Genomic DNA, 25,895 nt, shown 5'->3' with positions numbered 1-25,895 from the left:
AAAGCATCCCAGCCAGCCGAGGAACAAAAAACAAACGATCTACGAGACCTGACCAGTTACGGGTATCCTTATCCGGACATACCATCGCGCGGTCGGGCCGACGCTTTCCCGGCACAATCTCCGTGAGGTCAGCAAAAAATGGTCTAACCAGTACAAAAAAAGATTTTGATTACCGTCGGAGAAGGCCACGGAACGCCAGGCGAGACGGCGATCAGGCGGGGTGGGACGACTCCCGGCGCGCCTCGGACCCCGATCGCGGGCGGTCAGACCAGGGGCCGACCGCCCACGATCGGGCGGGCTGCGCAGCACGCACCTGCGGGCAGGTGACCATCGGGCGCGGGTGGGGTCACCGCGACCATGATCGGGTGGTCGCCGGCCCGGGCACCTACCAGGTGCGCGACCGGCTGGGTACCGGCGCGGAGCCGGCCGGCGATGACGAGAGTGGGCACCGTGCGGCGCCAGGGCAGCTCGCCAGCCAGCAACATCGTGCCTTCGCGACGTGCACGTGCCAGTCCGCGGTGACGTCAGCGCGTCGGGCCGACCGGAGGCCGAGCTGACGCGGACGTACGACGTCCAGACGATCCATCGGCCGCGGGCACCGGCCGAAGCGGACGGGTAGCGGCGCGGATCGTCACGGCCGGGGCGGGCTCGGCGGTGCGAAGGCGCTGGTCTCGCGCTGCCAGGCGATGGCGAGCTGGGTGCGGTTCGTGCATCCCGTCGCGACCAACGCGTGGGTCAGGTGGTGCTTGACCGTGTCGATGCTGATGCACAGTGCCTCGGCGACCTGCCGGTTCGACCGACCCTCGGCCACCAGCCGCACGACGTCGCGTTCCCGCGCCGAGAGCCGACCGGCGACCGAGGGCCCCGGGTCGGTGCGGATGTAGAAGCGCAGCAGGTTGCCCAGGTGTCGCCCGAGGACGGCGCCGACGGCCCGGTCCCGCGGGCCGAACGCGCCGGGACGGGAGTCGAGCAACGAGATCAGCGCGCCGACGTTCGACGGGCCGAACAGGCGCACGAGCAGCTTCGCGTGGATCCCGTGGGCGCGCAGGAAGCGCTCCAGGCGCATCCGCACCTCGGGCCGCTCCGGCACGCCGAGGTCATCCAGCGTCGCCAGACCACGCTCGCGGACCGAACGCAGACTCTCCGGGTTGCTCAGCGCCTCGAGTTCGCGGTAACGCTCCATGTAGGGACCGGCCAGCCGCAGGGCCAGACCATGGCCGGTGGGCCGGGCGTCCTGGAAGGCGGTCTCGATGGAGGAACCGAGGAAGAAGGCCGAGTGCCGGTAGCCGAGGTGGCGGGCCATGCCATCGAGGGCGAGTTCCCGGAACGAGGCCAGCGACGAGGCCCGCTCACAGTCCTCGACCACCCGCAGGATGCCGCGCAGCTCCGCGGCACCGAGGGCCAGGTCGCGGGGCATCGGCGCACCCGCGCGCGCCGCCGTCGCGCCGGGGCGCACCGGGGCACCGGCCGCGCTCCGGGCACCGGCCAGCGGAACCTCGCCGCGCCCCAAAGGGGCCCCTGTCAGTGGCCCCGCGGCCCGGGTGTGAGACAGTGGTCGCGCGGCGGCGCCGCCCGCACCCGTGGCCGGTGCGGGATGCCTGGTGGCCGCGGCACGGTGCGGTGCGACTGGCGAAGCCGATGGGCTCACCGGGGCATGCCGCGCCATACGTCCCACCACACCGAGGTCTGTTGGTGTGTCCACGGTCACGCCGATTCGCGGCTGATGGGGTAGGTCCTCACCGATATCATCAGCCGGGCGGGGGACTCGGTCGTTCACGTGTGCCTCCGGGGGTCATACGCAGATGTGCACCGGGCGGGGCCCGGTGGTGGTGGCTACGTCACCGGATGAAATTCCGGTGACGGTGGACATGTTCGGCAAGCGTAGGGCCCGCCTACCTTGCTACGCCAGCACTGACCCACGCCCCTCGTCTGTTATCCGGACAAACCCACCACTCAGGTGGGAGAAACACGCCCCCAACCGGCCATCTCTTGTCCGGGTTACGTCGTAGACCCCGCAGAACACTCGTTTGCGTGACGCTCGCCTCTCCCGTGTACCCCCCCATTGGGCTACCTTGGTAGAGGTTCAGGCGCTTCCCGTGGCCGCCCTACGGCCGCTTCGTGGCCCGCCCCGGCCTCTTCCGGCCGTCCCACGAACAGGCGCGGCCCTTCTCCGGGCCCACAGCCCAGACTGGTCCCCGTCCGCCCGGGCCCTACCCCTCACGTCGGGTGATACGTCTCGCGCGCAACGTCAGAGCGCATGGGACGCCGTCACGCAGGGAACAAGACAGCTGCACCAGAACGGAAGACGCATCACCTCCGCCGGCCGGCGGCGGGGTTCCTGGCCTATGCGGCGACCCGCACCGGACGCGGATCGAGTGATGCGGCCACGCGCCACCGATTCCCTCGTCCCTACGGCGGCGATCCCGCCACCGCGACGGGATGAACGGGGTAAACGGGGTGAACGACGATGACATTGGGACTGTCGGTCTTCCTGGTCGCCGTGGGCGCCGCGCTGCGCTACGCCCTCACCTGGCGGCCAGGGGGAATTGATCTTCAGGTCCTCGGCCTCATTCTGATGGTCGCGGGCATCGCCACCGGCGTCATCTGCGTGTTGCGGGCCGTCCTTCGGACGCCGGCGGCACGTGAGAACGCGCCGCTTGTCCCGTTCCCCGATCGAGCGGCCCGAGCCCGCCCGGACGAGCTGACCAGCGACTTCCCCGGGACGGACGGGGATGCCTTCGGGCCGGTCCCGACGACCCCGCCGCCGTACCGCGACCTCGAACGCCACCTGTTCGCTTCGGTGTTCGACCACACCCCGGCACTCGACCACGCCCCGGCACTCGACCACATGTCGGCGCCCGGCCGGGTGGCGGATACCGCCAGCGCACCCCTGGCCCACGCCGCTTCGGTGGCGGCCGAGATCGACCCGACCGCGGAGTCACTCACCGACGACGAGCGCCCCACCCAGCCCGGCGCCATCGACCCCGGTTGGCAGGGCAGCCGTCAGTCCGGCTGACCCGTGGGCGACGGACCCCGCGGGCGGCCGGGCTGACCGTCAGCCGCCCGGCGGCCCGCGCCACCATCCGCTCCGAGCGGATGACTCCGAGTAGATGACTCAGAGCAGATGCAGCTCACGGGCACGATGGACGGCGTCTCGTCGGCGGGGGACGTCGAGCTTGCGGTAGATGCTCTTCAGATGTGTCTTCACCGTGTTGACCGAGACGTAGAGCTCGGCGGCGATCTCGGCGGTGGTGAGCATCGTCGGCAGGTAGCTGAGCACCGCGAGCTCGCGGTCGCTGAGCCGGTCGCCGGTCCGCGCTCCCAGCTTCCCGGCCCGGACGGCCGCCCGAGGCCGCCCGCACCACTCGGACTCGGGGCCTCGCCCACGCCCACCGGGCCGCCAGGTCGGATCGGTGCGCGCGGACCGGCCGGTGCGGGGACCCGGACAGTCCCCGCCTGCTGCGCGGCCCGCACGGACGACGGCCCAGGGCGGGGGCCTGGCGCCGGCATGCCGCCGGAGGGCGATCCGGCGGGCAGCGCCTCCCCCCGCACCGACGCCCCGATCGTCATCCTCTCGGTCACGGTCACGGGCCGCCCGGACGGCGCCCTCCCGGGTGTCGGGACCGTGGCGTTCTCCCGGGTCAGCATCCCGCGTAGTTCGGTGACGAACCTCGGATGCGCGCTCGACAGCCCGGGATGCGCGTCGAGCAGTGCCGTCACCTCGCTCCCGAGGTCGAGGAAGGGGCTGGCGAAGCCCTCGTCCTCGGCCAGGGCCAGCCCCCGGGCGAGCAGATCGGTCGCCCGGGCATGATCGTCGCGACGGGCCGCGATGACCGCGGCGAACACGCAGGCCGTCACCGTCGGCCCGCCTCCCCCGCCGGCCCGCAGCAGCGCCGACACCGCCTGATCGGCGGCCGTCAGATCCGCGCAGCCAAGTTCGACCCGGGCCCGGGCGAGCAGCCGGACATGGTCGGCCTGGCGCGACGGAGCGCCGCGTTCGAGCACCGCCCGGGCCGCCTGGGCGTTGCCGCTCGCCAGCAGCAGGTCGATCTCGGCGGCCTGCCACAGTGACACGCACAGCGGCGGACCGGTCGGTCGGCTCTGACCGCCGAGCAGCCGCCGGGCGGCCCGCAGATCGTCGGGATGGCCAAGCCGTTGCAGCAGCCTGGCCTGCCAGATCGTGATCAGGTCGAGCAGCCCCGGCGGATGACCACTGCCCTGGCAGGCCCGAGCGGCCCGCAGGTGCCGGGCGGCCAGTTCCCGGTCGACCCGGCCGAGGGCCACCACCACGAGGGCGAGATGGGCCTCGAGCACACCGGTCGGCGCGGCCGCACCCGGCCGGTCGAGCCCCTGGTCAGGTTCGGCGGGCCGCGCCGTCCCCCCGACGAGCGCCAGCACGTCGCACGCGTGGGACTCGGCCAGCCGCAGCCGACCACGCAGGGCGAGGGCGAGAGCGAGGGCACCGCCGGCGGACGTCGCGACCGCCCGTGAAGCCGCCGACCGCGCCGCGTCGAGCGCCGCCAGAAGATCGTCCGCCGCGGTGTCGGGCCGACCGAGCCACAGGTGCGCGCGCCCCCGGCCGCACCGGGCCAGCGCGTACACGATCTCGTCGACGTCCACCGGCAGCGCCGTCCTGGCCGCCGACGCCGCCAGCCCCACCGGTGCCACGGATCGCCCGGATGACACGGGCGGCTCGGATGCCGGCGCGTCCGTCGATGGCGTCACCGTTGCCGGAGCGGTCGGAGTTGTCGGTGCTGCCGGGGTTGTCGCCGGTGGACGCAGAAGCCGGCGGGCCAGGCTCTGCATCTGCTCGGGCGCGCCGGTCAGCTCGGCCAGGCTCAGGTCGATCAGATCCGCCTGCACGCCCAGCCAGCGCCGCCGCGACGCCGGGGCGACCGCGATCGCCTCCCGGGCGGTCCGCAGCGCCCCACCGGCCCGGTCCGGTTGGCCGGCCCGCAGCGCACGGACGGCGACGACCAGTGCCCATTCCGCGCAGTGCGCGGGGGCGGCCGGCAGCCCGGCCAGGGTCGAGTCCAGCACGTGGGTCGGGCCCAGCAACGCGCCGACCAGCCCGGCCTGCTCCGGTCGCCCGGACCCGTCGAGCAGCAGGCAGGCGGCGTACCACCAGTCGCCGGCCTGGACGGCGTGGCGGATGGCGTCCAGGGGCCGGCGGTGCGCGGTGAACCACAGCGCCGCCCGCAGGTTCAGCTCGTCCACGTCCTCACCGCGGTCGCGGGCGAGGTCGGCGCGCAGCATCGCCGCGAGCAGCCGGTGGTAGCGGTAGCCGCGGTCACCGGCGAGCTCCACCACGAAGCCGTCGTGCTCGGCGAGGTCGGCCAGTCGGCCCGCACCCGGCAACGTCGATCCGTCGGCGACCACGACCTCGGCGAGCGGCCCGGTGACCTCGTCCAGCAGGCTGGTGCGCAACAGGAAGCGCCGCGCCTCGGGGGAATGCCGATCGAGCACTTCCGCCCGCAGGAAGTCGGCGATGTCGGGTGCTCTGGCCAGGACGTCCTGCGCCCGACCGAGTACCGGTGCGGGCGCCGCCCCGGATGACACCCCGGCGGTGTCCCGGGGTTCGGGGGGACCGCCGGCGGCGAGGGCTAGGCGCAGACCGGTCGGCCAGCCCTCGGTCGCGCCCACCAGATCCGCGACGGTGTCGGGTGGGGCGGTCCACGGGTCCGGCTGGTGCAGCCGTAGCAGGTCGACGGCTTCGCGTTCGGAGAAGGCGAGGTCGCGCGGTCCGAACTCGGTGACCCGGCCGTCGGCACGTGGGCGGTGCAGGGCCATCGCCACCGAACGGCCGGCCACCACGAGGCGCACCCTGTCCCCCGCGTGTTCCAGCAGCAGATCGAGCCCGCCCAGATCGGCGGCGTGGCGCACCCGATGGACGTCGTCGAGCACGATGACGACCGGTTCCGTCCGGGTGGCGAGCAGGTTCGCCAGTGGCCGGTAGTCGGTCGCGGTCGCCGGGGCCGACTCGTCGCCGTCGCGTAGCGCGTCCGGCCCGATGATGCCCGCGAGCCGCAGCCCGTGACGCAGCTGCGGCCACAGGGCCAGGCCCGGTTCGCTTTCGGCGGCCGATCGGGTCGCCGGGTCGAGCCGAATCCACACCAGGGGCGGTCGGCCGGAACGTCCCACCGACCAGGAGGCCAGCAGCGTGGTCTTGCCCCAGCCGGCGGACGCGGACAGAACGGTGAGCGGCCGGGCCATCGCCGCGTCGAGATCGGCCCGCAGTCGGGGCCGGTCGACGAATCCGGCCGGCGCCGACGGAACGACGAAGTTGCCGTGCACCAGCGGCAGCCGCGCCAGGGCATGGCCTGACGGAACACCACCGGGCAGCACATCACCGGCTATCGGTGCCTGTTCGTCCCGCACTCCACACCACCCCCACGGCAATCTCGCCCTGGGTAGTGGTACAGCTACTTAGACGGAGGGGCAACCCGTGTCGGCCTCCGGACGCCAAGCACATCGGCCGGCGCCCGGAGCAGGCGGGACGGGATGGGACGAGTCACCTCGCCGCCAGGGCGGCGGCCGACTAGGCCGCGCAGTCCGAGCAGACCACCCGCCGAGGGTCGGCCAGCTGGCTGCGGTGCTGCACCAGGAAGCACCGGGTGCAGGTGAACTCGTCAGCCTGACGCGGCAGGACCCGCAGGGAGAGCTCCTCGTCGCGTACCTCCGCGTCCGGTAGGTCGAGTTCGGCCTCGAGAGCGTCCATGTCGTCGCCGAGATCCGCGGCCGCACCAGCCCGCTGCGCCTTCAGCGTCTCCAGGCTCTGCTCCTGAAGCTCGTCGTCCTCCACGTCCGCGCTTCGCCGAGCGTCGAAGTCACGCGCCATGCGTCCTGTTCCCTTCCCTTTCTCTACCGTCGCTCGCCCACTGGCCATGCCAAGGCCGATGACCACACCGATGGGACCGGGTCCACCGGACACACGAAACTCCACAACCCGGCACCCGAAGACATCGGACGGCTACCGTACGCAGCAAACCCGGGGACGCAGTGACTACCGGGCCCGTGTCCGCATTCCCGGTGCCTCACCACATCCAAGGGTCCCGGCCGGAACGCGGATCTCCAAAGCCGAGCGAAGGATACGGGTCACAACCGCGTCAGGCCAGACAGCGGACCAGCCGGCGCGGTGTCTGGCCCACCACATTCACGACCGGCCACCACGGCCCGGGCGGCGCACTCGTATGCCGACCGATGCGGCACCGTACACCATTGCGGCCCGGGTGTGACGACAGGCGGTCCCCGCACGGCTCCAACGACACCCGCGGCGGACCACCCGCGGCGCGGATCAGGCGAGGTTCGCGCCGCTCAGAGGTACAGGCCGGTCAGCCCGTCATCGACGCGCTGGGCGGCCACCGCGTGCACGTCCCGCTCCCGCAGCAGGATGTAGGTGGTCGAGTGGAGCTCGACCTCGGCCCGCTCCTCGGGGTCGTACAACACCCGGTCGCCGACCTGGATGGTGCGCACCGCGGTGCCCACGGCGACCACGTCCGCCCAGGCCAGCCGCTTGCCCATCTGCGCGGTCGCCGGGATCACGATGCCCGCCTTGGAGCGCCGGTCGGCGGCGTCCTCGCGCGGCTGCACCAGCACGCGGTCGTGCAGCAGCCGAATCGGCAGGCCGCCGGCCTGGGTGACACCTGCCGGGACGTCCATCCCCGTCATCGGGTCGACTCCGTTGACACCGCCGGACACAACAGTCACAGGTCGGGACACTACCCGTCCGCCACCGGGATGCCACAGGGATGTCACTCAAGTCCGATTCCACTGGCGACTTCTTACGGCGCAGAGAGTGCTGAACCATACCGGAGCGGGAATGCTCTCCCAACGGGGTATAAGCTGCCGCCCATCGCCGCCCGGGCTGGCGCTGACGGGCGACGTGCCGTGGCACCTCATCGCTTGTCTGTTGGCGCCTGCGAACCGTCGGCACGTCACGAACCTCAGGGATGGGGCACCACCATGGCATTGCGCATCAGTGTCGATCTCGATGGACTGCGCTGGGCCGATCTGTTCCGCTTCGTCGATCTCGCCCGTAACGGCGGGATCAGCGCGGAGGACCAGGTCGACGTCATCACCTACGGCAGCGATCCCATGTCGGTGAGCCTCTCCGCCCGCATCTACCCGGCGGCCGAGGGTTTCCTGTCCACCGAGCAGGCGGACCCGAACGGCGACGGCCGACACGGCGCCCCGCTGTCGATCGCCCCGGGTGCGGCCAACGCGAACGGCTCCGGCGGTTACGGCTACGACGGGGGCGCCGCCGAACGGGCGGCCGCGGCGAACGGCGCGCACTACCCGGCGTTCGACAACGCCCAGGATCGCCCCGCGGCGCCGGGCACCCCACCCATGCCGCCGTACGGGCCGAGCTACGACACCCCCGGCGACCGGGGAGCACAGCAGGCCGCCGGCCACTACCCGGCCTTCGACGGCCAGGCCGACCGGATGCCACTGGCGAACGGAGCCGGCCAGTTCGCCGGCTTCGAGTCCTTCGACCGCTCCGCACCGGGTGAGAAGCCCGGCGGCGCTCCCGGCCAGGTCGAAAGTCCCTACATCGAGGAGTTCGCCCGGCTGCAGGAAGGCCTGATGCGCCAGGTGCGTCGCACCGACGAGGTGCGGCCGGAACGCTCCTGATCAGCTGGGAGCCGAAACGTCGACGGACCAGAGCGCACGTGCGGCCGCAGCGGGCGGGGCGAGGCGGGGCCCCAGGGGCCCACCGCCGTTACGTCACGTAACGAAATTTGGACGCTCGGCGCCGCTTTGGGCCTGTTCACGGGCGCGGAAGGTAAGGCGTCCGTAACAACACCCTCTTTCGTTCTACACCGTTCGCGCCTTCTCGGCCGCTATGGTGCATGCTGCCTGTGATGGACGATCCGCGGCTTGCCGACGTCGAGCAGTATCACGGGCGACTACGCTCCGAGCTCGACGTCATCGCGCGTGGGCCGGTACTGGTCGGTCCAAAGATCATCGAACATATCAACTCCCTGATCACACTAATCGACCTGCACCAGCCGAACGAGTTCGAGCTCTGCCTCAGCTGTGACCGGCTCTGGCCCTGCGCCTCGATCGTGGCGATCACCGGCATCGCGCCCGACGATCCCAGCCAGGACGGCGACGCCGATCTCGCGCCGCTCGGCCTGCACGCCGGCGCGCCGGGCGATCACTCCGAGGAGCTGCCGGCGCCACGGCCACCGGTCGGCCGCATCCTGCCGCCCCCGCCGACCGCGCCTGTTCCCATCGCCCCGCCGCCGGCGTCCGCACCACCGCCGTCCACACCACCGCCGTCCGCACCCATGCCGTCCATACCGCCGCCGTCCGCACCTCCCCCGGCCGCGCCCATGCCGATGGCACCGGCCGCCCTCGCCGCGACCGCCGGTGCGCCGCCGGTCGGCATCGACCAGTCCGGCTACGGCGAGTTCGGCCAGCGGGATCGCGGTCGCGATCAGCATCAGCTCCCCGCGGCGCACTACCCGCCGGCCGACCGGTCCGAGCGCCCGTGGTCCCAGGATCCCCGCCGCGAGACGGACCGCCGTTATCCCACCGCCGCCCGCCCCGGCGACGACGCCAGATACAGCCAGTACGGGCAGGAAGCCCAGTACGGCAACGGTCGACCCGAGCCGGACGGCCAGTACGGCGAGGATGCCCGCCACCGCGAGGACGCCCGCCACCGCGACGAGGCTCGGCGCCGAGACGCGACCCGGTACGACACGCAACGCCGCCCTCGCGACGAGCAGCGCTACGGCGACGAACGCCGATACGCCGGCGATCCGCGCGGCGTCGAGCGTCGGCCCGTGAGCGAAGTCCCCTACGGCGCCGTCCCCTACGGCGAGGACGCCCCGTACACCGAGGGCACGCGGCGCGACAGCGAGCGCCACCCCGACGACGTCCGACGTCGGGGTGGCGCCAGACCCGGCGATCAGCCCGCCGGCCCGGCGGCCCCGCCAGTGCGCCAGCCCACCACGGCGCGCCGCTTCGACGATCCTGGCCGTGGCGCGCCGGCCGGCCCACGACCAGGCCCGGTGCCCTCCGGGTCCGGCGTTCCCTTCCCACCCGCGCCTGCTCGGCAGGCACCCGGTCAGCCTCGGCCCACCGGCGCGGTGCCCCGGTTGCCGGGTCTGGCCGCCCCCGAACCAGCACCCGCGCCCCCGCTGCCCGTGACACCGGCTCCCGCCGCCGCCCAGCTGGACGGCCGATACCACCCGGCACCCGGCGCCGCGTCACCGGCACGTCCGGCCGATCGCGCGGCAGTGCCCCACTACCCGGACGGCATCGCGGTACCCACCTCCCGTCCGGCGCCGCCGATCTCCGGACCGGTCGAGATCACCGGCCGCTCCGGGTTGGCCCCGGCCCGAACGGGCGACGGCGGCAACGGTGCGGCGGACCGTGACGCGCCCGTCACCGGCTTCGGGCCGGGCAATGGGTTCGGAGCGGGCAACGGGTTCGGGCCGGGCAACGGGTTCGGGCCGGGCAATGGGTTCGGGCCGGGCAATGGGTTCGGGCCGGGAGAATCCGGGCTGGCGGAACTCGGGCCGCAGGGACGCCCACCCGCCGCGATGCCCGTCGATCGGCTCGGCGTGCCCCGACGGACCCCGCCCGAGCCCACCCACGCCCCGCGAGGGGCGGGCGCCGGGGCCGCGGGGTCGAACGCGCGCCGGGCCGCCGAGCACCGGACGGTCCGCCCGGCTCAGCAGCCCGCTCAGCGGCACGCGTCCCCGGCACTGCCCGGACTGTCACCGCGGCCCCCGCAGCCCGTGACGGGCACCCACAGCGGCACGAACGGGCTCTCCCCGGCGGCCGCCCTCGTCGACCAGGCCCAGGTCGACGAGGTCACCAGGGCGTGGCTGGCGCGGCAGGAATCGGTCCTCGATGGCATCGACGTGATCTGAGTCGATCGGCCGCGGATCTCGCTGTCCACCGCGGCGCGTCGTCCCCTGCTGGGGGGGTCGCACGCGGTATCCAGGTGCGACCGGTGAAGGAGAGACGACCCGTGGCCACGATCGGCGCAGGTTTGAGGTGCCGGACAAGGAGGCAGGTACGCGTCGCCGGGCAGCGTGCCCGACGCGAGGACGACACCGCGTGCCGGAGCCGTTCCGCTCGATCCCACGGAAGGTGAGGCGTGGCCGGAGTACTGACCGCACGCTTCGACCTGCCCGCCGAACCCCGCGCCGCCGGGCGGGCCCGCCGGCTTGTCACCGAGCTGCTCGCCGCCTGGAACCGGGCTGAGGCGATCGAGGTCGCCCAGCTGCTCATCAGCGAGGTGGTGACGAACGCGGTCCGATTCGTCGGTGACCGCGGCGCACTACGGCTGACCGTCACCCTCAGCATCGACCGCATCCGCATCGCGGTCGATGACGGGAGCTCGTTGCATCCCACGTTGCGGCTGGCCGACGACGACGAGTCGGGGCGAGGTATGCGTCTGGTGGCGGCGCTGGCACTGCAGTGGGGGATCGTGGACCGCCCACGGGAGCAGGGACCCGGCAAACAGGTGTGGTTCGACCTACCGCGCCAGCCGGACCCCCCGCGACAGGAGGGCTCCATGGAGGTCACCTGCGGCACCTGAGCGCCCGGGCGTCGGAGCGGGAGCGCGGGCGCCGCACCCAGCTCGGGGCCGGCCTTTCACAGGTAGTCCAAAATATCCGCTTTTATTATTATGAAGTAATGCAATCCAGCTCGAACTGACCGGGCGGGAGGTCGCATGACGTGGCGCAGAGCGAGTGGCGCACCGCCGACAGCATCTGTCGGCGATAGTCGGGTCTGCGATACGTACGTTCTGGATGGGCAGCCGTCAGCACAACAGTGTGGGCACTTCAGTCCCTGTTCAGGCAACTCGCGTACGGTGATCACAGCTCGCCGCGCCACGATCGTGGCCACGGCACCAGCCCGACGGGGGTTGCCATCGAGATTCCGGTCGTTCTCGGCTCGCGTGTCGGCGAGATCGCCGCGGTCCCTGGTGACGCGGGCATGACAATCTCCTCCTCACCCGCCGCCTCCCCGGCCGCGCATCTCTGCGGCCCCGAGGATCCGTACCGTCATGTCTTCGCCGAACCGCTGGCGCTGGTGATGCCGGACGCGTCCACCGCTCGGGCGCGTTCACGTCGGCGCACCCTGGCGTGTCTGATAGCCACCGGCATCCTGCTGGTCGTCCTGGGCATTCAGTTCCGCGGGGATGCCGCGTCCCGGCTGTCCGGCGTGCCGGCTCCGCGCTGGCACTGGCTGGCCGCCTGCGCCGGCGCGACCGCCCTGTTCTACGTGGCCAACGGCGTCTCCCTGCGATCCGCCAGCGGCCTGCGCATGTCACTACGGATGGTGACCGCCGTGCAGCTCGCCGCCGCCGCGACGAACCGCATCGTCCCCGCAGGCCTCGGCGCGATCGCGGTCCACCTGCGGTTCCTGCAACGGCGTGGGATGACCCGGCCGGCCGCACTCGCCGCCGTCGCCTCGGTGAAGGGCGCGGGCGCGGTGACCCACCTGCTGGGTCTCGCGATCGTCGCGGGCACCCTCAGCGACTCCGGCATCGGCACGGCGGTGGTCAGCCCGGTCCGTACCACCGTCCACGATCTGGGTGCGGGGCCGACCACGATCGCCGTCGTGATCGTGATGGCGCTGGTCACCGGTACCGTCGCGCATCCACGGGTCCGGGTGGTCGTGCGCCCGGCCGCCCGGGTGTTCCGCAGCCACCTGTCGACCCTGGCGCACTCCCCCGGTCGGGCCGCGCTGCTGGTCGCCTCGCAGGCCGCTACCCGGCTGTTCCAGATCCTCGCGCTCGCCTGCACGGTGTGGGCGTTCGGTGCCAGCGTCACGCTGATGTCGGTCGCCACCGTCTACCTGGTCGGCTCGATAGTCGCCGGAGCGGCACCGACAGCCGGCGGGGTCGGCGCGCTGGAGCCGGCGCTGGCCTTCGGCCTGACCGCGGCCGGCGGCAGTGCGGCGACCATGCTCGCCGCCGTCCTAGTCTACCGCGTGATCAGCTTCTGGCTGCCGGTCGTCCCCGGCGCACTCGCCCTGGCCGGCCTGCGCCGCAGCGGCGACCTCTAGACGCACGCCGGCCGGACGGCCCGCTGACCTGCGCACCGCCGACCTGCGCACCGCCCGGCTCGTCCCGAGTGCGACAGCGCAAGGGTGCGGGAGGGGGGACTTGAACCCCCACGCCCAGTGGGCGGCAGGACCTAAACCTGCTGCGTCTGCCATTCCGCCACTCCCGCGTGCCACCAGGGTAGCGAGGCCGGGCAAGCGGTTTACCGACCGGTTCGGCGAAGCACCGGAGACCCGCCACGCTGCGCCGTCGCATCGGTCCGGATACGTCCCGATTCCGCGCGCGGGGTTTGTCGCGCCGGGGACGGGACACATAACCCCGCGTCGATGAGGTGACAGCTGTCGGCTGGCCGACCCGCACGGTGGGCCCCGCTACGGCACGCTGAGCCTGCTGCGGCCCGCCAGGCCCAGCCCCGGTAGCGCGCTGGACCCGCTCGCGAACCGGCAGGTGAGACCGGCACGCGAGAACGGGGAGACCGACCCATGACCGACCCGAACATCCCGGATTCCGCCGCGGCGGCCACCCCCGAGCCCCACTCGTCCACCCCGCCCGCGCCGCCCACGCCAGCCGAGCCCGCCGCGCAGGCGCTGACCGAACGCAACGAGGCCCTGCGGCTGATCGACAGCGGACGGGCGACCACCGCGACCGTCGACGCGCTGCGCGACACCGGCGCCCGGGTGAACGGCCGGCCCGTCGCCGAGGTCCACCTGCTGGTGGACCAGCCGGGCGGCCAGCCCTATCCGGTGGTGCGCGCCGCCGTCGCCCCGGGCACGGACGTCGACCTCGCCGCCCTCGCCGTCGCCTCGTCCGGGCGCCCACGGCGCATCCCGGTGCTCGTCGACCCCGGCCGGCCGGACAACGTGCTGCTGCGCTGGGACCTGCGCCCCGCCAGCTGAGCCGCGCTCAGTCGGCGGCGAGGCTCAGGTCGCGTAGCAGCTTGGCGACGTGACCGGTGGCGCGCACGTTGTACTGCGCGACCTCGATCGCGCCGTCCGCGCCGATGACGAAGGTCGAGCGGATCACCCCGACGGTCTTCTTCCCGTACATCGTCTTCTCCCCGAACGCGCCGTAGGCCGCCAGCACGGACCGGTCCGGGTCGGACAGCAGGGGGAAGGTCAGTGACTGGGCGTCGCGGAACTTCGCGAGTTTCGCCGGCTTGTCCGGCGAGATACCGAGCACGTCGATGCCGGCATCGCCCAGCAGGGCGAGGTTGTCCCGAAAGTCGCAGGCCTGCTTCGTGCAGCCCGGGGTGGAGGCGGCCGGGTAGAAGTAGACCACCACCCGGCGGCCTCGGTACGACTCGAGCGACACCTCGCGTTCCTCGGCGTCGGACAGGGTGAACAGCGGTGCGGGGTCGCCGGCGGACAGGCGGGCGGCGGTGGCGGTCTCGGTCATGGCCCGACAAGGTAGTCGGGGCCCGGGCAGATCGGCAAACCGACCGCCGACCGGGCGTGGTCTCCGCTTCGCCCCACTCCCGTTTCAGCCCGGCCCAGCCCGGCCCAGGCCGGGCTGGGCCGGGTCATCTGGTCGGCCGGCGACCCGCGGTGCTCAGGCCGCCGCGTTGACGGCGGCGGTGAAGCCGTCCGGCGTGAGCTCGGCGCTGGTGAGCCGCTTACCATTGATGATCACCGTCGGGGTGCCGGTGACATCGGCCTTGGACGCGTCCTGGTCGACCTTGTGGACGTAGCCGTCGTAGGTGCCGTTGTTCACCGCGTCCTTGTAGGCCTGCGAGGTCAGGCCGGCCTTGGCGCCGAGCTCGATGAGGGTGGCGTTGGTGAAACCACCGGTTTTCTCCTCGGGCTGGTTGGCGTAGAGGACCTCATGCAGTTCGCGGAACCGGCCCTCGTTCGCCGCCGCGGCCGCCGCGTTCGCCGCCCGGACCGACTCGGGGCCCAGGAACGACATCATGTGATAGTCAATCTTGATTTTGCCCTGGTCGAGCAGGGTGCCGATGGTCGGGCCGGTCTGGGTCTCCAGCGCCTCGCAGGCCGGGCACTGGAAGTCCTCGTACATGTCGACCGTGACGGGCGCGCTGGCCTTACCGACGATGATGCCGTGGTCGGTGCCGGTGGCCGGGGCCGGCAACACCACCGGCTTCGACTCCTCCCGCGAGTTCTGCACGAGGAAACCGAGCACGGCGATCAGCGCGAGCACGAGGACGACGGCCCCGCCGACGATCAGGTTGCGCCGCCGCCGCTCCGCCGCGGCCGCCGCGGCTCGGGCGGCGGCCGCCTTCGTCCGGCGATCCTCGGCGCTCGCCGTCTGCTTACTTTTTGAGACTTTCGAAGCCATCTACGTCACTCCTGCGGTGGTCGGCGGTCGACGTGGCGCCATCACCCGAGCCGGCTTCGTCCAGACTGGCGTCGCCCAGGCGGGGATCGCCCTGGCTGGGATCGTCCTGGCTGGGATCATCCAGAGCGGATTCGTCCTGGTTCGGGTCGTGCGAGGTGTCGAGGTCGACCGGTCTGTCAAGAAGACGGTCCACCGCGAGGTAGCCGGTGGGCCGCCACACGAGCACGAGCGCGACGAGCAGCAGCAGGCTGTCGCGGACGAGCTCGGAGGTGTAGTGGGTGGGCGCGTCGGCGCCCAGATCGCCGCCGGAGGAGAAGCAGCCGCAGTCGATCCGCAGGCCGCGGGCCGCCGCCGAGGCGATGGCCGCGATGTACGTCGCGAACATCAGCGCCGACACGACCGCGCTGACCCGCACGGCCAGGCCGAGCACCAACAGCACGCCGAGCGCGATCTCCAGGAACGGCACGCCGTAGGCGACCGGTTGGACCAGCGACTCCGGCAGGATCCGAAACGCCCGCACCGAGCGCAGCATCCCGTCGGGATCGTTGATCTTGAGCAGCCCGGCGGCCAGCCACACAGCACCGAGGACGAGCCGCAGCGCGGTGGAGACCACGCGGCTCGCCGGCTGCGACGGGGCGCGCAGGCGATGGGCGATCGTGAACATGTCCGTTCCGTTCCTGGTCGAACGTGCCGCGGACGCCCGGGACAGACCCGGGTCGAACTGCCTGTGCCAACGAGTGAGAAGCGGCCCGATATCCCGATCGGGGTCAGCCGTCGCGAACCCGGCCGTGGGTTGTCCCCCCATATCCGGTCTGACCTGGTCCGAGGCCGTCACACCCGGTCTCAAGCGTAGTCCGCGCCGCGTCATCCCCCAGGCGCCGGACGGCCCGCTCCCGACGGGCCGGCCGGCCCGTTCCGGCCCCGACCGGCGCCGCCGTGCACCCGCGGCGGCCAGCCGTGGCGACCGGGTCCGCCCTGCTCAGTGCCACCACCGGGCGGGCTGGGCGCCGGATGAGAGGTATGTCCTGGCACGCGCCGCGACGTTTTGCCTCGCCGGGGGGTGGCAGGTCTGGCACGATCGGAACAGGCCGGCCACACCCGACGCGGGACGTCGCGCCGCCACCCGCACCGGACGAGAGGGCAACATTCGTGCCGCAGGACCCGGCCGCCATCCAGCAGCAGATCGAGGAGACCCGCGCCGAGCTCGCCGAGACGATCGACGCCATCGCGGAGATCGTCAGCCCCCGTCGGGTGGCCGAGCGCGCCCAGGAGCAGCTGCGCGTGCGCACCACGGAGCTGCGCCAGCGCTACGGCCCCGTACTCGGCCTGGCTCCGGCGCCGAGCCCGGAGACGGCGTTCACCCCCGGGGTGCCCTCCGACGCGCCACCCGGTGTCGACACGGGCGAGCCGAGGGTCGTGCGGGCGGTCCGCTGGGATCGGGTGGTCCTGGCCACGAGCACGCTGGTGTTGTTCGTCGGCGGGGTGCGCCGACGCCGTCGGCGGCATGCCAGCCGATGAGCGGCGCCCCGGCACCGGGCCGGGTGGTGCTGCTGCGGCACGGCCAGACGGCTTGGAGCCGCGACGGTCGGCACACCGGCCGGACCGACGTCCCGCTGACCGAGGAGGGCGAGCGTCAGGCCGCCGCGCAGGCCGCCCATCTGGACGAGCTGACGTTCGTGCTCGCGGCGACGAGCCCCCGGCGCCGCGCCCGGCACACCGCGGATCTCGCGGGTCTGGTCTCCCCGCCGGTGCCCGAACGTCTCGTCTGGGAGGACCTCGCCGAGTGGGACTACGGCGACTACGAGGGCGTCACCACCGTGACGATCCGTCAGAGCGTCCCCGGGTGGACGGTGTGGGACGCGCCCGTACCGGGCGGTGAGACCCCCGAGCAGGTCGGTGCCCGCGCCGACGCGGTGCTCTCCCGGCTGCGCCCCTGGCTGGAGCGCGGCGACGTGGCCCTCGTCGGCCACGGGCACATGCTGCGCGTGCTCATCGCCCGGTGGCTGGGCCTGCCGCCGCGCGCCGGCGCACGGTTCGTGCTGGGCGCGGGCACCCTCTCGGTGCTCGGTCACGAGCACGAGTCCCCCGCGATCGAACTGCTCAACCTGCCCGGCTGAGCCCACCCGCCCGCGCGCCGACGGCCTTCGGCCGGATCGATCAGGCCAGGGGGCGGTTGAGGTGCAGCAGGAGGATGCGGCTGCGCACCCCGGAGTCCACGAGTCGACCGGCGGCGTCGAAGGTGCCGAGGCCGAAGTCGTTGTCGTTGGCCACCGCGATGCCGCGCGGCCCGAGCACGGCCACACCCTCGATCTTGTCGGGCATCCCGGGGACGGCCTCGAGGTCGACGGCCAGCGTCTTGCGCAGCGCGCGGACGTCGGCGCTCGACGGGTCGGCCAGCGACTCCAGCGACGGGCTGGTCGTCGCCGTGTCCCACTTCGTGCCGAGGATGTTCGTCGCCCCGCGCAGGTCGACGGTGTAGAGCCGGGCGACCGGATCGGTGCGCTCGTCGACGAGCAGCGTGTGGTCGTTCACCGCGGCCAGCGACGAGATCTTCAGTTCGGACGGGTCGCCCTCGGCGCTCGGGTCGAAGGTCGTCACATCCTCGAACCGGTAGACGTACTCGCCGGTGACCTTCGTGGCGGACGTGTCGAAGCGCAGGATGCGGGTGTTGCGGGAGGCGTCACCGGTGTCGGCGTCGGGCAGTTGCAGGGGGCTCTGCACGGCCAGGTAGAGGGTGCGGCCGTCGGGGGCGAGGGTGATGCCCTCGAAGCCACGGTTGATCTTGCGGCTGCCGAGGATGGCGGGCAGCGTGGCGATCACCGGGTAGTCCGCCCCGGTCAGTCTCACCCCGGCGGGGACGTAGCGGGCGAGCGCGCGACCGGTCGGACTGATCCGCAGCAGCGACGGGCTGTACTCGTCGACCACCCAGAACTCGCCGTTACGGGTGCGGACCAGGCCCTCGGTGTCCAGGCCGTTCGGGTCGAACGCGAGCTTGGTGGTGGCGTCCCAGGTGTACGGGGTCTCGTCGACGCCGTCGATGTTGGACAGGCCGGTGACGGGCTTGCCGTGCGTGGTGGTGATCGCCACGGCGGTGAGCACCCGGATCGTCGAACCCTCGACCCGCACCCGCAGGATGGCCGGGTCGAAGCCGGGCACCGGGAAGGTGCGGCGGTTCTTGCCGTCCACCTTGATCTGGATCTGGCCGTTCGGGCCGCGGTCGGTGATCGTCCAGAACTCGTTCGGCGCGCCGGCCGGGTAGAGGTCGCTGCCGATCCCACCGAGCTTGACCCCGTGGTCGTCGGGGACGGACCCGGGCAGCAGTGCGTTGGCGAAACTGGCCAGGCTGGTGTCGGGCAGGGTCCCCGTGCGCACCACCGTGGGAACGACCGAACCCGCGCCCGACGCCGGCGGACCAGCCAGGGCCACCCCCGGCCCGGTCAGCAGCCCCATGGGCAGCGCCAACGCCAACCCGGCGACCGCCACCATCCCCCGCCGTCGCGACACTCCGCGCCGTCCCGACGCCCGTCGCCGGGCACCCCCCGCTGCGCTCATCGACACTCCCCTGTCCCGTCCCCGCCGACCGACCGGTGATCCGGCCGAGATGGGACATTAGGAGTCGCTGGTGGACAGCGGATGAACCGGTGCTGACCAGCAGTACTACGCCAACCGCACGTGCGACATAAGACCTGGCCGAGGCGCAGCGGACGGGTGGAACCGGCGACCACCGGGGCGTGGCGGTGCCGGCACACCAGTTCCGGCTCCAGCTCGGCTCCGCACCTGCTTCACACATAACTACCGTGAGTTCATGGGGGTTCACCGACATCGCCATCGGTATCCCCACGTTCCCGGGTCGGGGCGAGACCATTCCCGCGAACCTGGTACCCCGAGTCGCCGCGGTCGTGGTCCACGGCAGTCCGCTGGCGCTGACGGGTGGGCACATTCCGACCTCGAGCCCGACCTGTAGAAGGAGATGTCCCCGCATGGACGCCGAGAACCTGCGCACCGACCACCCGGCCGCCGCGCAGGCGGGCCACCCGGGTACCGATCCGGCGCGCGCCGATCGGCGCCAGGTGCGCGGCACCGGTGAGCGGCCCTCGACCCTCACCTGCCTCGGCCCCTCCCCGGATCCGCCCTTCGAGCAGGTCACGAGCGCGTCCGTGGTGGCTGTGACCGACGACGGGCATCTGGTCGTCGCCGAGCTGGCCCGCGGGCTGGACATCCCCGGTGGGCATGTGCAGCGCGGCGAGTCGTCGCTGGAGCAGACCATCCGCCGGGAGGCATGGGAGGAGATCCGGGCCCGGCTCGGCCCGCTGCGTCCCGTCGAGGTCATCGAGTCGGACCACTTCGGCCCGGACGACCTCACGTACATGGTGATCCGCACCGCCCGGGTCCGTGACCTCGCTACCTGGGAGAGCACCCACGAGTCGGCGGGACGGCGGATCCTCGCGCCGGAGGACTTCCTCGCCCGTTACCGCGGCGACGACCCGGCGCTCATGCGCCACCTGGTGACGACCGCGCTGGCCGTCCTACGGGATGCCGCGCCGACGGCTTGACACTGGCTCGTCGCCCGGTGGAGCGTGGTCACATGCGGATCGGATTCATCGGCCTCGGCGGCATGGGTGGCGCGATGGCCCGTAACCTGCTCGAGGCCGGTCACACGGTGCTGGTCTGGAACCGCTCCCCCGAGCCGGTCGAGCGGCTCGGGGCGGCCGGCGCCACCGCGGCCACCATCGACGAGGCGTTCGCGACCGGTGTCGTGCTGAGCATCCTCGCCGACGACCGGGCGGTCACCGAACGCCTGCTGGACCCGGCCGTGCTGGACGCGGCCCCGCGCGGCGCGCTGCACGTCAACATGGCCACCGTCAGCACGGCGCTGGCCGACCGGGCGCTGCGCGCGCACACCGACCGGGGTCTGCGTTACGTCGCCGCCCCGGTGTTCGGGCGTACCGAGGCGGCCGCCGCGGGCAACCTCGTCGTCGTGGCCGCGGGTGCGGCCGCCGACATCGACAGTGTGCGTCCGCTGTTCGACGTGCTCGGCCGGCGCACCTGGATCGTCGGCGACCAGCCGTCCGCGGCGAACCTGACGAAGATCTTCGGGAACTATCTCATCGCCTGCTCGATCGAGGCGATGGCGGAGGCGACCACCGTCATCGAGGCCGGCGGCCTCGACCCGGTCCAGTTCCTCGAGCTGCTCACCGATGGCCTGTTCACCGGTCCGATCTTCGCCGGATACGGGGCGATGATCGGCAGCCGCAGCTACGAGCCGGTGAACTTCCGCCTGCCGCTGGGCTTCAAGGACGTCCAGCTGGCGCTGACCTCCGGGCTGGAGCACAACGTGCCGTTGCCGTTCGGCGGGGTTCTCCGGGACGTCTTCGTCGAGGCGCTCGCGCACGGCCAAGCCGAGCAGGACTGGGCCGCCGTCACCGAGACGGCGCGCCGCCGCGCGGGGCTGGCCTGATCTGCTCTCGTCGGGCCGGGTCCCGACCGGCCCGGCCCCGTCGGTCCGCGCCTGGCCTGGCCACGCTGGCGAGGCCGGCCAGATCCGTGCTGCCGGCGAGCCCCGCGGTGTCGATCAGGCCCGCGGCGCCGGCGGGCCCGGCGGCGACGGCCAGACCCCCGGCCAGACCCGCGGTATCCGCCGGACCCGTGGGGTCGGCGGTCATGCCGTCCGCGTCGACCAGACCGTCGGACTTCGCGTAGTCCCAGCTCCGGGACCACTCGTCCGCATGCGGTTCGACCGCGAGACACGGGCTTACGAGCCAGGCTGTGATGTCAACCCCCACGACGCTTGGACCCGATCAGGGTCGGTTCAGTGAGCCGGCCACCTGCCCCTTCCTACTCCCCGCCCGCACGGCCGCGGTATCGATCGACGCCAATCCGACAGGCTTGGACCGTCACCGACGAGCCCTGGATCGGCCGGCGCCGCCAGCCTGACCTGCGACGCTCTCGGCCTGACGGCGCCGGTCGGACCTCCCTGGGGATGCCCGACCGGCGCCGCCCGGACCGAGAAGCGACTGGGTATCGCGAGCCGGGGACGGATGGGAACGACCCGGACACCACAGCCGCGACCTCAACCTACCTGCTCGATAGCTTGTAGTCACTGATCGATCACAGACAGTTTCAGCGTACACCCTCTTTGCGATCCTTCAACCCGTATGCCAACACCGGCGGCCAGCCGGCGTCCCCGCCGTGCCTGTCCGCGTTTCCCGACAGATGTCGGACACGCGAATGTCGACCGAGCCACACATCGTCCGGACACCGCACGGACAGCGACGCCAGTGGGTAGCACCAGGAGATGACTGGAGCGCGCCGCACCGGACAGATCGCCACGATCCCTGACATCAGCGATGTGTCCGGCGTTCGACAAAGGTTTCGTGATGACAGCCACAGGGTGAGCACCGGGTTTCCGGCTTAGTCTGATCGCTCATGAGTGGCGCGCCGGTCGGAGTGTTCGACAGCGGGGTCGGCGGTCTCACCGTGGCCCGCGCGATTCTGGACCAGCTGCCGCACGAACCGCTGGTCTATCTGGGTGACACCGCACGGGCCCCGTATGGACCACGTCCGATCGCCGAGGTCCGTGGGTTCGCGCTGGAATGCCTCGACCGTCTCGTGGCCGAGGGGGTGAAGATGCTCGTGCTGGCCTGTAACACCGCCAGCGCCGCCTGCCTGCGCGACGCCCGCGAACGCTACGACATCCCGGTCATCGAAGTGATCATGCCGGCCACCCGGCGGGCGGTGGCGGCCACCCGCAGCGGTCGCGTCGGCGTCATCGGCACCGTCGCGACGATCACCAGCCGGGCCTATGACGACGCGTTCACCGCGGCCGCCGGCATCGAACTGACCAGCGCCGCCTGCCCCGCGTTCGTGGACTTCGTCGAGCGGGGCACCACCGCGGGACGCCAGCTGCTCGGCCTCGCCGAGGCGTACCTTTCGCCCCTGCAGGAAGCCGACGTTGACACCGTGATCCTGGGCTGTACCCATTATCCGCTGCTGACCGGTGTGATTGGCCTTGTGATGGGGGATGGCGTGACACTGGTAAGCAGCGCCGAGGAGACGGCGAAGGACACCTACCGCGTACTGGCCCGCGAGGGCCTGTTCCGCGACCCCGATCTGCCCCCGCCCACACACCGCTTCCTGACCACCGGTGATCCGACGTCCTTCACCCGGGTGGGCCGTCGCTTCCTCGGCCCGGAGCTGCTCGCCGTCCGCGGCGTGCCGCGGCCCGGCGAGCCGGGTACTCCCGGCCAGTCCGGCCATCTCGGCCCGAAAAACCTCGTCAGCCCGCAGAGTCATTCCAGCCCGCAGAGTCCGGTGGTGCCACGGTGAAACTGACCATTCTTGGATGTTCCGGCACGTACCCGGGCCCGGCCTCGGCCTGTTCGTCGTACCTGATCGAGGCGGACGGGTTCCGACTGGTCGTCGACGCGGGTAACGGTTCGATGGGCGAGCTGCAGCGGCACTGCGACCTGCGCGACATCGACGCCGTCCTGCTCAGCCACCTGCACGGTGACCACTGTCTGGACCTGGTCGCGAACTCCTACGCCCGGCGCTACCACCCGGAGGGCATGCCGCCGAAGCTGCCCGTCTACGGGCCGATCAACACCCAGGAACGACTGTGCGGCGCGTTCGAGAAGTGGCCCGAGGACAGTCTCGCCGACATCTACGACTTCCGGACCATCGGCGCCGGCTGCCTGCACATCGGGCCGTACCGCATCGATCTGACCCGGGTCGCCCATCCGATCGAGGCCTACGGCGTGCGTATCACCGACGGCGACAAGGTGCTCACCTACTCGGGTGACACCGGCGCGTGTGACCGGCTCGTGCGGCTGGCCCGCGACAGCGACCTGTTCCTGTGCGAGGCGTCCTTCCTGGACGACGAGGACAACCCGCCCGACCTGCATCTGACCGGCCGGGAGGCCGGCGAGCACGCCCAGCGCGCCGGCGTCGGGCATCTGGTGCTCACCCACCTGGTGCCCTGGGGAAACGCGGCCCGGTCGCAGCAGGAGGCGGCCGCGGCGTTCGACGGCCACCTCACCGTCGCCAGTTCCGGCGCCACCTTCGAGGTCTGATCGCCACCTTCGGCCTGGCCGGTAGGGTCACGACGTGACTCGAGTTGATGGCAGAAAGCTGGACGAGCTGCGTCCGGTGACCATTGCGCGCGGCTGGCAGGAGCACGCCGAGGGATCGGCGCTCATCACCGCGGGCCGTACCCGGGTGCTGTGCGCCGCGTCGGTGACCACCGGCGTCCCCCGCTGGCGCAAGGGCAGCGGGCTGGGCTGGGTCACCGCGGAGTACGCGATGCTCCCCCGCTCCACCAACACCCGTAACGACCGGGAGTCGGTGCGCGGGCGCGTCGGCGGGCGCACCCACGAGATCTCCCGTCTGATCGGCCGCAGCCTGCGGGCCTGCATCGACCTGTCGGCCCTCGGCGAGAACACCATCGCCATTGACTGTGACGTCCTGCTCGCCGACGGTGGTACCCGCACCGCCGCGATCACCGGTGCCTACGTCGCCCTCGTCGACGCGGCCCGCTGGCTGGGCCGGCCGCAGGCCATCACCACCAGTGTGGCGGCGGTCAGCGTCGGTGTGGTCGGCGGCGAGGCGATGCTCGACCTAGCCTACACCGAGGACTCCACCGCCGGCACCGACATGAACGTGGTGTGCACCGGCGCGGAGGGCTTCGTCGAGGTGCAGGGCACCGCGGAGGGCGCGCCGTTCGACCGGGCGATGCTCGACAGCCTGCTCGACCTCGCCGTGCGCGGCTGCGCGCAGCTGTCCGCTCTCCAGAGCGAGGCGCTGGCCGGTCCGGCCCCGGCCGGGCCGGCGCCCCTGGGCCGCGGCGGTGCCGGTTCGTCCGGTAACCGGGCCGCGGCGGGTGCGCGGTGAGCGGGCCGACCCGGCTGGTGCTCGCCAGTCGCAACGCGGCGAAGCTGGTGGAGCTGCGCCGCATCCTCGCCGCCAGCGGCCTGGACGTGGAGCTGGTGGGCCTGCCCGACGGCGAGGAGGTGGCCGAGACCGGCATCACCTTCGCCGAGAACGCGCTGATCAAGGCGCACGCGGCCGCGGAGCTGACCGGCCTGCCCGCGGTCGCCGACGACTCGGGCCTGACCGTCGACGAGCTCGGCGGCATGCCCGGGGTGCGCTCCGCGCGCTGGGCCGGGCTACGCGGCGGCACCCGTGAGCAACGGGACGAGGCGAACAACGCCCTGGTGCTGGCGCAGCTCGACGACGTGCCCGCGCCGCGCCGCGGGGCCGCGTTCGTCTGCGCCGCCGCGCTGGTCACGCCCGCCGGCGTCGAACTGGTCACCCACGGCGAGCTGCGCGGTGAGTTGCTCGCCGCGCCCCGGGGTGCGGCCGGTTTCGGCTACGACCCGCTGTTCCTCGCCGAGGGCCAGACCCGTACGAACGCCGAGCTGACCGCCCCGGAGAAGGACGCGATCAGCCATCGCGGCCGGGCCTTTCGCGAGCTGGCCCGCCAACTCGGCCCGATCCTGACAGCGGCCAGCTGACACCCGCTCTGGCGGCCCGCCCCCGGGGCGGGCCAGCCCGGGTTCGGCGCCGCCCCGCCGGGGCCAGCGGCCGAGCCCTGGGCCAGCGTGGCTGCCCCTAGGCCCAGAGCTGGCCTTCCAGGGCGGCCTCTGCCTCCTCGAGGGTGCCCGCGTAGGCACCGGTGGACAGGTACTTCCAGCCACCGTCACAGACGATGAGGGCGATCTCGGCGGACTGCCCGTCCCGGACGGCCCGGTCCGCCAGGGCCATCGCCGCATGCAGGATGGCACCGGTGGAGATGCCGGCGAAGATGCCCTCCTCCTGCACCAGCTCGCGGGTGCGGCGCAGGGCCTCCCGCGGGCCGACCGAGTACCGCGTGGTGAGCACCGACGGGTCGTACAGCTCGGGCACGAAGCCCTCGTCGATGTTGCGCAGGCCGTAGACGAGCTCACCGTAACGCGGCTCGGCGGCGACGATCGCGATGCCGGGCACGTGCTCCTTGAGGTACCGGCCGGTGCCCATCAGGGTGCCGGTGGTACCCAGGCCGGCGACGAAGTGGGTGATCTCCGGCAGATCCTCGAGGATCTCCGGCCCGGTCGTCTCGTAGTGGGCCTGGGCGTTGGCCGGGTTGCCGTACTGGTAAAGCATGACCCAGTCGGGGTTCTCCGCGGCCAGCCGCTTGGCGACGGCGACCGCCTCGTTGGAACCACCGGCCGCCGGTGAGTACCTGATCTCGGCGCCCCACATCGCCAGCAGCTGACGTCGCTCCACCGAGGTGTTCTCCGGCATCACGCAGATCAGCCGGTAGCCGCGCTGGCGACAGACCATCGCCAGCGAGATCCCGGTGTTCCCGGAGGTCGGCTCCAGCACGGTCGCGCCCGGGGAGAGCAGCCCACGCTTCTCCCCGTCCGCGATCATCCACAGCGCGGCTCGATCCTTGATCGAGCCGGTTGGGTTGTCCTGTTCCAGCTTCGCCCACAGCCGGACCTCCGGCGACGGCGACAGTCGCGGAAGCCCGACCAGCGGGGTCCGGCCGACCGAGTCGGCCAGGGAGTCGTATCGCATCAGTCGGACCTGCCGCTTC

26 protein-coding genes and 1 tRNA gene are annotated in these 25,895 nt (G+C 72.5%); 14 read left to right on the top strand and 13 right to left on the bottom strand.

The features are described from left to right. Positions 1 to 263 precede the first annotated feature (263 nt). Together G6R24_RS01265 and G6R24_RS01260 are read right to left on the bottom strand one after the other, a co-directional pair. Positions 264 to 485, bottom strand: a complete 222-nt coding sequence (locus G6R24_RS01265; RefSeq protein ID WP_163547312.1) for a hypothetical protein — start codon at positions 483 to 485, stop codon at positions 264 to 266. Positions 486 to 631: 146 nt separating this feature from the next. Beyond that, positions 632 to 1,417: a helix-turn-helix transcriptional regulator gene (locus G6R24_RS01260; RefSeq protein WP_225437973.1), complete on the bottom strand. Its 786-nt coding sequence runs from the start codon at positions 1,415 to 1,417 to the stop codon at positions 632 to 634. A gap of 1,050 nt (positions 1,418 to 2,467) precedes the next feature. On the opposite strand from G6R24_RS01260, the gene G6R24_RS01255 reads away from it, so the two are divergent. After that, entirely contained in the window at positions 2,468 to 3,016 is a 549-nt protein-coding gene (locus G6R24_RS01255; RefSeq protein ID WP_163547268.1) for a hypothetical protein, read from the top strand. Positions 3,017 to 3,115: 99 nt separating this feature from the next. Here the strand turns inward: G6R24_RS01255 and G6R24_RS01250 are convergent, their stop codons facing one another. The 4 genes from G6R24_RS01250 to G6R24_RS01235 form a co-directional block, all read right to left on the bottom strand. Further along, complete coding sequence (locus G6R24_RS01250; RefSeq protein WP_083507109.1) at positions 3,116 to 3,259, bottom strand: helix-turn-helix transcriptional regulator; 144 nt, start codon at positions 3,257 to 3,259, stop codon at positions 3,116 to 3,118. After that, on the bottom strand, positions 3,205 to 6,378 hold the full coding sequence (locus tag G6R24_RS01245) for a winged helix-turn-helix domain-containing protein (protein ID WP_163547311.1): 3,174 nt from the start codon (positions 6,376 to 6,378) through the stop codon (positions 3,205 to 3,207). Before G6R24_RS01245 ends, G6R24_RS01250 begins: the two co-directional genes overlap by 55 nt. Before the next feature lie 160 nt (positions 6,379 to 6,538). Continuing rightward, positions 6,539 to 6,838 carry a DUF4193 family protein gene (locus tag G6R24_RS01240; RefSeq protein ID WP_163547310.1) on the bottom strand — a complete coding sequence of 100 codons (300 nt, stop codon included), beginning with the start codon at positions 6,836 to 6,838 and terminating at the stop codon, positions 6,539 to 6,541. A 476-nt stretch (positions 6,839 to 7,314) separates the two neighbouring features. Next, the gene (locus G6R24_RS01235) at positions 7,315 to 7,707 is read right to left on the bottom strand and encodes a GroES family chaperonin (RefSeq protein ID WP_163547309.1); all 393 of its coding nucleotides are present in this window, start codon (positions 7,705 to 7,707) and stop codon (positions 7,315 to 7,317) included. A gap of 255 nt (positions 7,708 to 7,962) precedes the next feature. Between G6R24_RS01235 and G6R24_RS01230 the strand changes: the two genes are divergently transcribed. The 4 genes from G6R24_RS01230 to G6R24_RS01215 all read left to right on the top strand — a co-directional run bounded on the left by G6R24_RS01230 (position 7,963) and on the right by G6R24_RS01215 (position 13,032). Beyond that, positions 7,963 to 8,631 (top strand): hypothetical protein, encoded by a 669-nt coding sequence (locus G6R24_RS01230; RefSeq protein WP_163547308.1) that lies wholly within the window; start codon positions 7,963 to 7,965, stop codon positions 8,629 to 8,631. A 230-nt stretch (positions 8,632 to 8,861) separates the two neighbouring features. Continuing rightward, on the top strand, positions 8,862 to 10,883 hold the full coding sequence (locus G6R24_RS01225; RefSeq protein WP_163547307.1) for a hypothetical protein: 2,022 nt from the start codon (positions 8,862 to 8,864) through the stop codon (positions 10,881 to 10,883). 230 nt (positions 10,884 to 11,113) lie between these two features. Then, positions 11,114 to 11,557: an ATP-binding protein gene (locus G6R24_RS01220; RefSeq protein ID WP_163547306.1), complete on the top strand. Its 444-nt coding sequence runs from the start codon at positions 11,114 to 11,116 to the stop codon at positions 11,555 to 11,557. A 401-nt stretch (positions 11,558 to 11,958) separates the two neighbouring features. Further along, the gene (locus G6R24_RS01215; protein WP_163547305.1) at positions 11,959 to 13,032 is read left to right on the top strand and encodes a lysylphosphatidylglycerol synthase domain-containing protein; all 1,074 of its coding nucleotides are present in this window, start codon (positions 11,959 to 11,961) and stop codon (positions 13,030 to 13,032) included. Between the two features lie 85 nt (positions 13,033 to 13,117). Here the strand turns inward: G6R24_RS01215 and G6R24_RS01210 are convergent. Then, positions 13,118 to 13,199 (bottom strand) — tRNA-Leu (locus G6R24_RS01210). A gap of 313 nt (positions 13,200 to 13,512) precedes the next feature. On the opposite strand from G6R24_RS01210, the gene G6R24_RS01205 reads away from it, so the two are divergent. After that, positions 13,513 to 13,926 carry a hypothetical protein gene (locus G6R24_RS01205; RefSeq protein ID WP_163547304.1) on the top strand — a complete coding sequence of 138 codons (414 nt, stop codon included), beginning with the start codon at positions 13,513 to 13,515 and terminating at the stop codon, positions 13,924 to 13,926. A 7-nt stretch (positions 13,927 to 13,933) separates the two neighbouring features. On the opposite strand, the gene bcp is transcribed toward G6R24_RS01205, so the two are convergent. The 3 genes from bcp to G6R24_RS01190 form a co-directional block, all read right to left on the bottom strand. Next, positions 13,934 to 14,425, bottom strand: coding sequence for a thioredoxin-dependent thiol peroxidase (gene bcp, locus G6R24_RS01200; RefSeq protein WP_163547303.1), 492 nt, complete (start codon positions 14,423 to 14,425; stop codon positions 13,934 to 13,936). A 153-nt stretch (positions 14,426 to 14,578) separates the two neighbouring features. Next, entirely contained in the window at positions 14,579 to 15,322 is a 744-nt protein-coding gene (locus G6R24_RS01195; RefSeq protein WP_163547302.1) for a DsbA family protein, read from the bottom strand. Then, positions 15,297 to 15,986, bottom strand: coding sequence for a MauE/DoxX family redox-associated membrane protein (locus tag G6R24_RS01190; RefSeq protein ID WP_163547301.1), 690 nt, complete (start codon positions 15,984 to 15,986; stop codon positions 15,297 to 15,299). The genes G6R24_RS01195 and G6R24_RS01190 overlap by 26 nt, the downstream gene beginning before the upstream one ends. A 485-nt stretch (positions 15,987 to 16,471) precedes the next feature. Between G6R24_RS01190 and G6R24_RS01185 the strand changes: the two genes are divergently transcribed. Beyond that, a complete protein-coding gene (locus tag G6R24_RS01185) occupies positions 16,472 to 16,840 on the top strand; it encodes a DUF3618 domain-containing protein (protein WP_163547300.1) in 369 nt (122 codons plus the stop codon). Then, the gene (locus G6R24_RS01180) at positions 16,837 to 17,439 is read left to right on the top strand and encodes a histidine phosphatase family protein (RefSeq protein ID WP_163547299.1); all 603 of its coding nucleotides are present in this window, start codon (positions 16,837 to 16,839) and stop codon (positions 17,437 to 17,439) included. Before G6R24_RS01185 ends, G6R24_RS01180 begins: the two co-directional genes overlap by 4 nt. 40 nt (positions 17,440 to 17,479) lie before the next feature. Here the strand turns inward: G6R24_RS01180 and G6R24_RS01175 are convergent, their stop codons facing one another. Further along, entirely contained in the window at positions 17,480 to 18,874 is a 1,395-nt protein-coding gene (locus G6R24_RS01175; protein WP_175084412.1) for an esterase-like activity of phytase family protein, read from the bottom strand. Positions 18,875 to 19,119: 245 nt separating this feature from the next. Between G6R24_RS01175 and G6R24_RS01165 the strand changes: the two genes are divergently transcribed. After that, positions 19,120 to 19,875, top strand: a complete 756-nt coding sequence (locus G6R24_RS01165; RefSeq protein ID WP_225437968.1) for an NUDIX hydrolase — start codon at positions 19,120 to 19,122, stop codon at positions 19,873 to 19,875. A gap of 32 nt (positions 19,876 to 19,907) precedes the next feature. Continuing rightward, entirely contained in the window at positions 19,908 to 20,780 is an 873-nt protein-coding gene (locus G6R24_RS01160; RefSeq protein WP_163547298.1) for an NAD(P)-dependent oxidoreductase, read from the top strand. Here the strand turns inward: G6R24_RS01160 and G6R24_RS01155 are convergent. Further along, positions 20,743 to 21,105, bottom strand: a complete 363-nt coding sequence (locus G6R24_RS01155) for a hypothetical protein (protein WP_163547297.1) — start codon at positions 21,103 to 21,105, stop codon at positions 20,743 to 20,745. The genes G6R24_RS01160 and G6R24_RS01155 overlap by 38 nt on opposite strands. 643 nt (positions 21,106 to 21,748) lie before the next feature. Between G6R24_RS01155 and murI the strand changes: the two genes are divergently transcribed. The 4 genes from murI to rdgB are packed head-to-tail and all read left to right on the top strand — an operon-like array spanning position 21,749 to position 24,831. Then, positions 21,749 to 22,648 (top strand): glutamate racemase, encoded by a 900-nt coding sequence (gene murI, locus G6R24_RS01150; protein ID WP_225437966.1) that lies wholly within the window; start codon positions 21,749 to 21,751, stop codon positions 22,646 to 22,648. Further along, complete coding sequence (locus G6R24_RS01145; protein WP_163547296.1) at positions 22,645 to 23,391, top strand: MBL fold metallo-hydrolase; 747 nt, start codon at positions 22,645 to 22,647, stop codon at positions 23,389 to 23,391. Before murI ends, G6R24_RS01145 begins: the two co-directional genes overlap by 4 nt. A 34-nt stretch (positions 23,392 to 23,425) precedes the next feature. Further along, entirely contained in the window at positions 23,426 to 24,208 is a 783-nt protein-coding gene (rph, locus tag G6R24_RS01140; RefSeq protein WP_163547295.1) for a ribonuclease PH, read from the top strand. After that, complete coding sequence (gene rdgB / locus G6R24_RS01135) at positions 24,205 to 24,831, top strand: RdgB/HAM1 family non-canonical purine NTP pyrophosphatase (RefSeq protein ID WP_163547294.1); 627 nt, start codon at positions 24,205 to 24,207, stop codon at positions 24,829 to 24,831. Before rph ends, rdgB begins: the two co-directional genes overlap by 4 nt. A 97-nt stretch (positions 24,832 to 24,928) precedes the next feature. Here the strand turns inward: rdgB and G6R24_RS01130 are convergent, their stop codons facing one another. Continuing rightward, positions 24,929 to 25,876 (bottom strand): PLP-dependent cysteine synthase family protein, encoded by a 948-nt coding sequence (locus G6R24_RS01130; protein ID WP_163547293.1) that lies wholly within the window; start codon positions 25,874 to 25,876, stop codon positions 24,929 to 24,931. Positions 25,877 to 25,895 lie beyond the last annotated feature (19 nt).

It is taken from the genome of Candidatus Frankia nodulisporulans, from assembly GCF_902806475.1.
GTDB classification, from domain to species: Bacteria; Actinomycetota; Actinomycetes; order Frankiales; family Frankiaceae; genus Frankia; species Frankia umida.
Note: the sequence above shows the minus strand (reverse complement) of the source record. Positions and strands in the feature narration are given on the sequence as shown.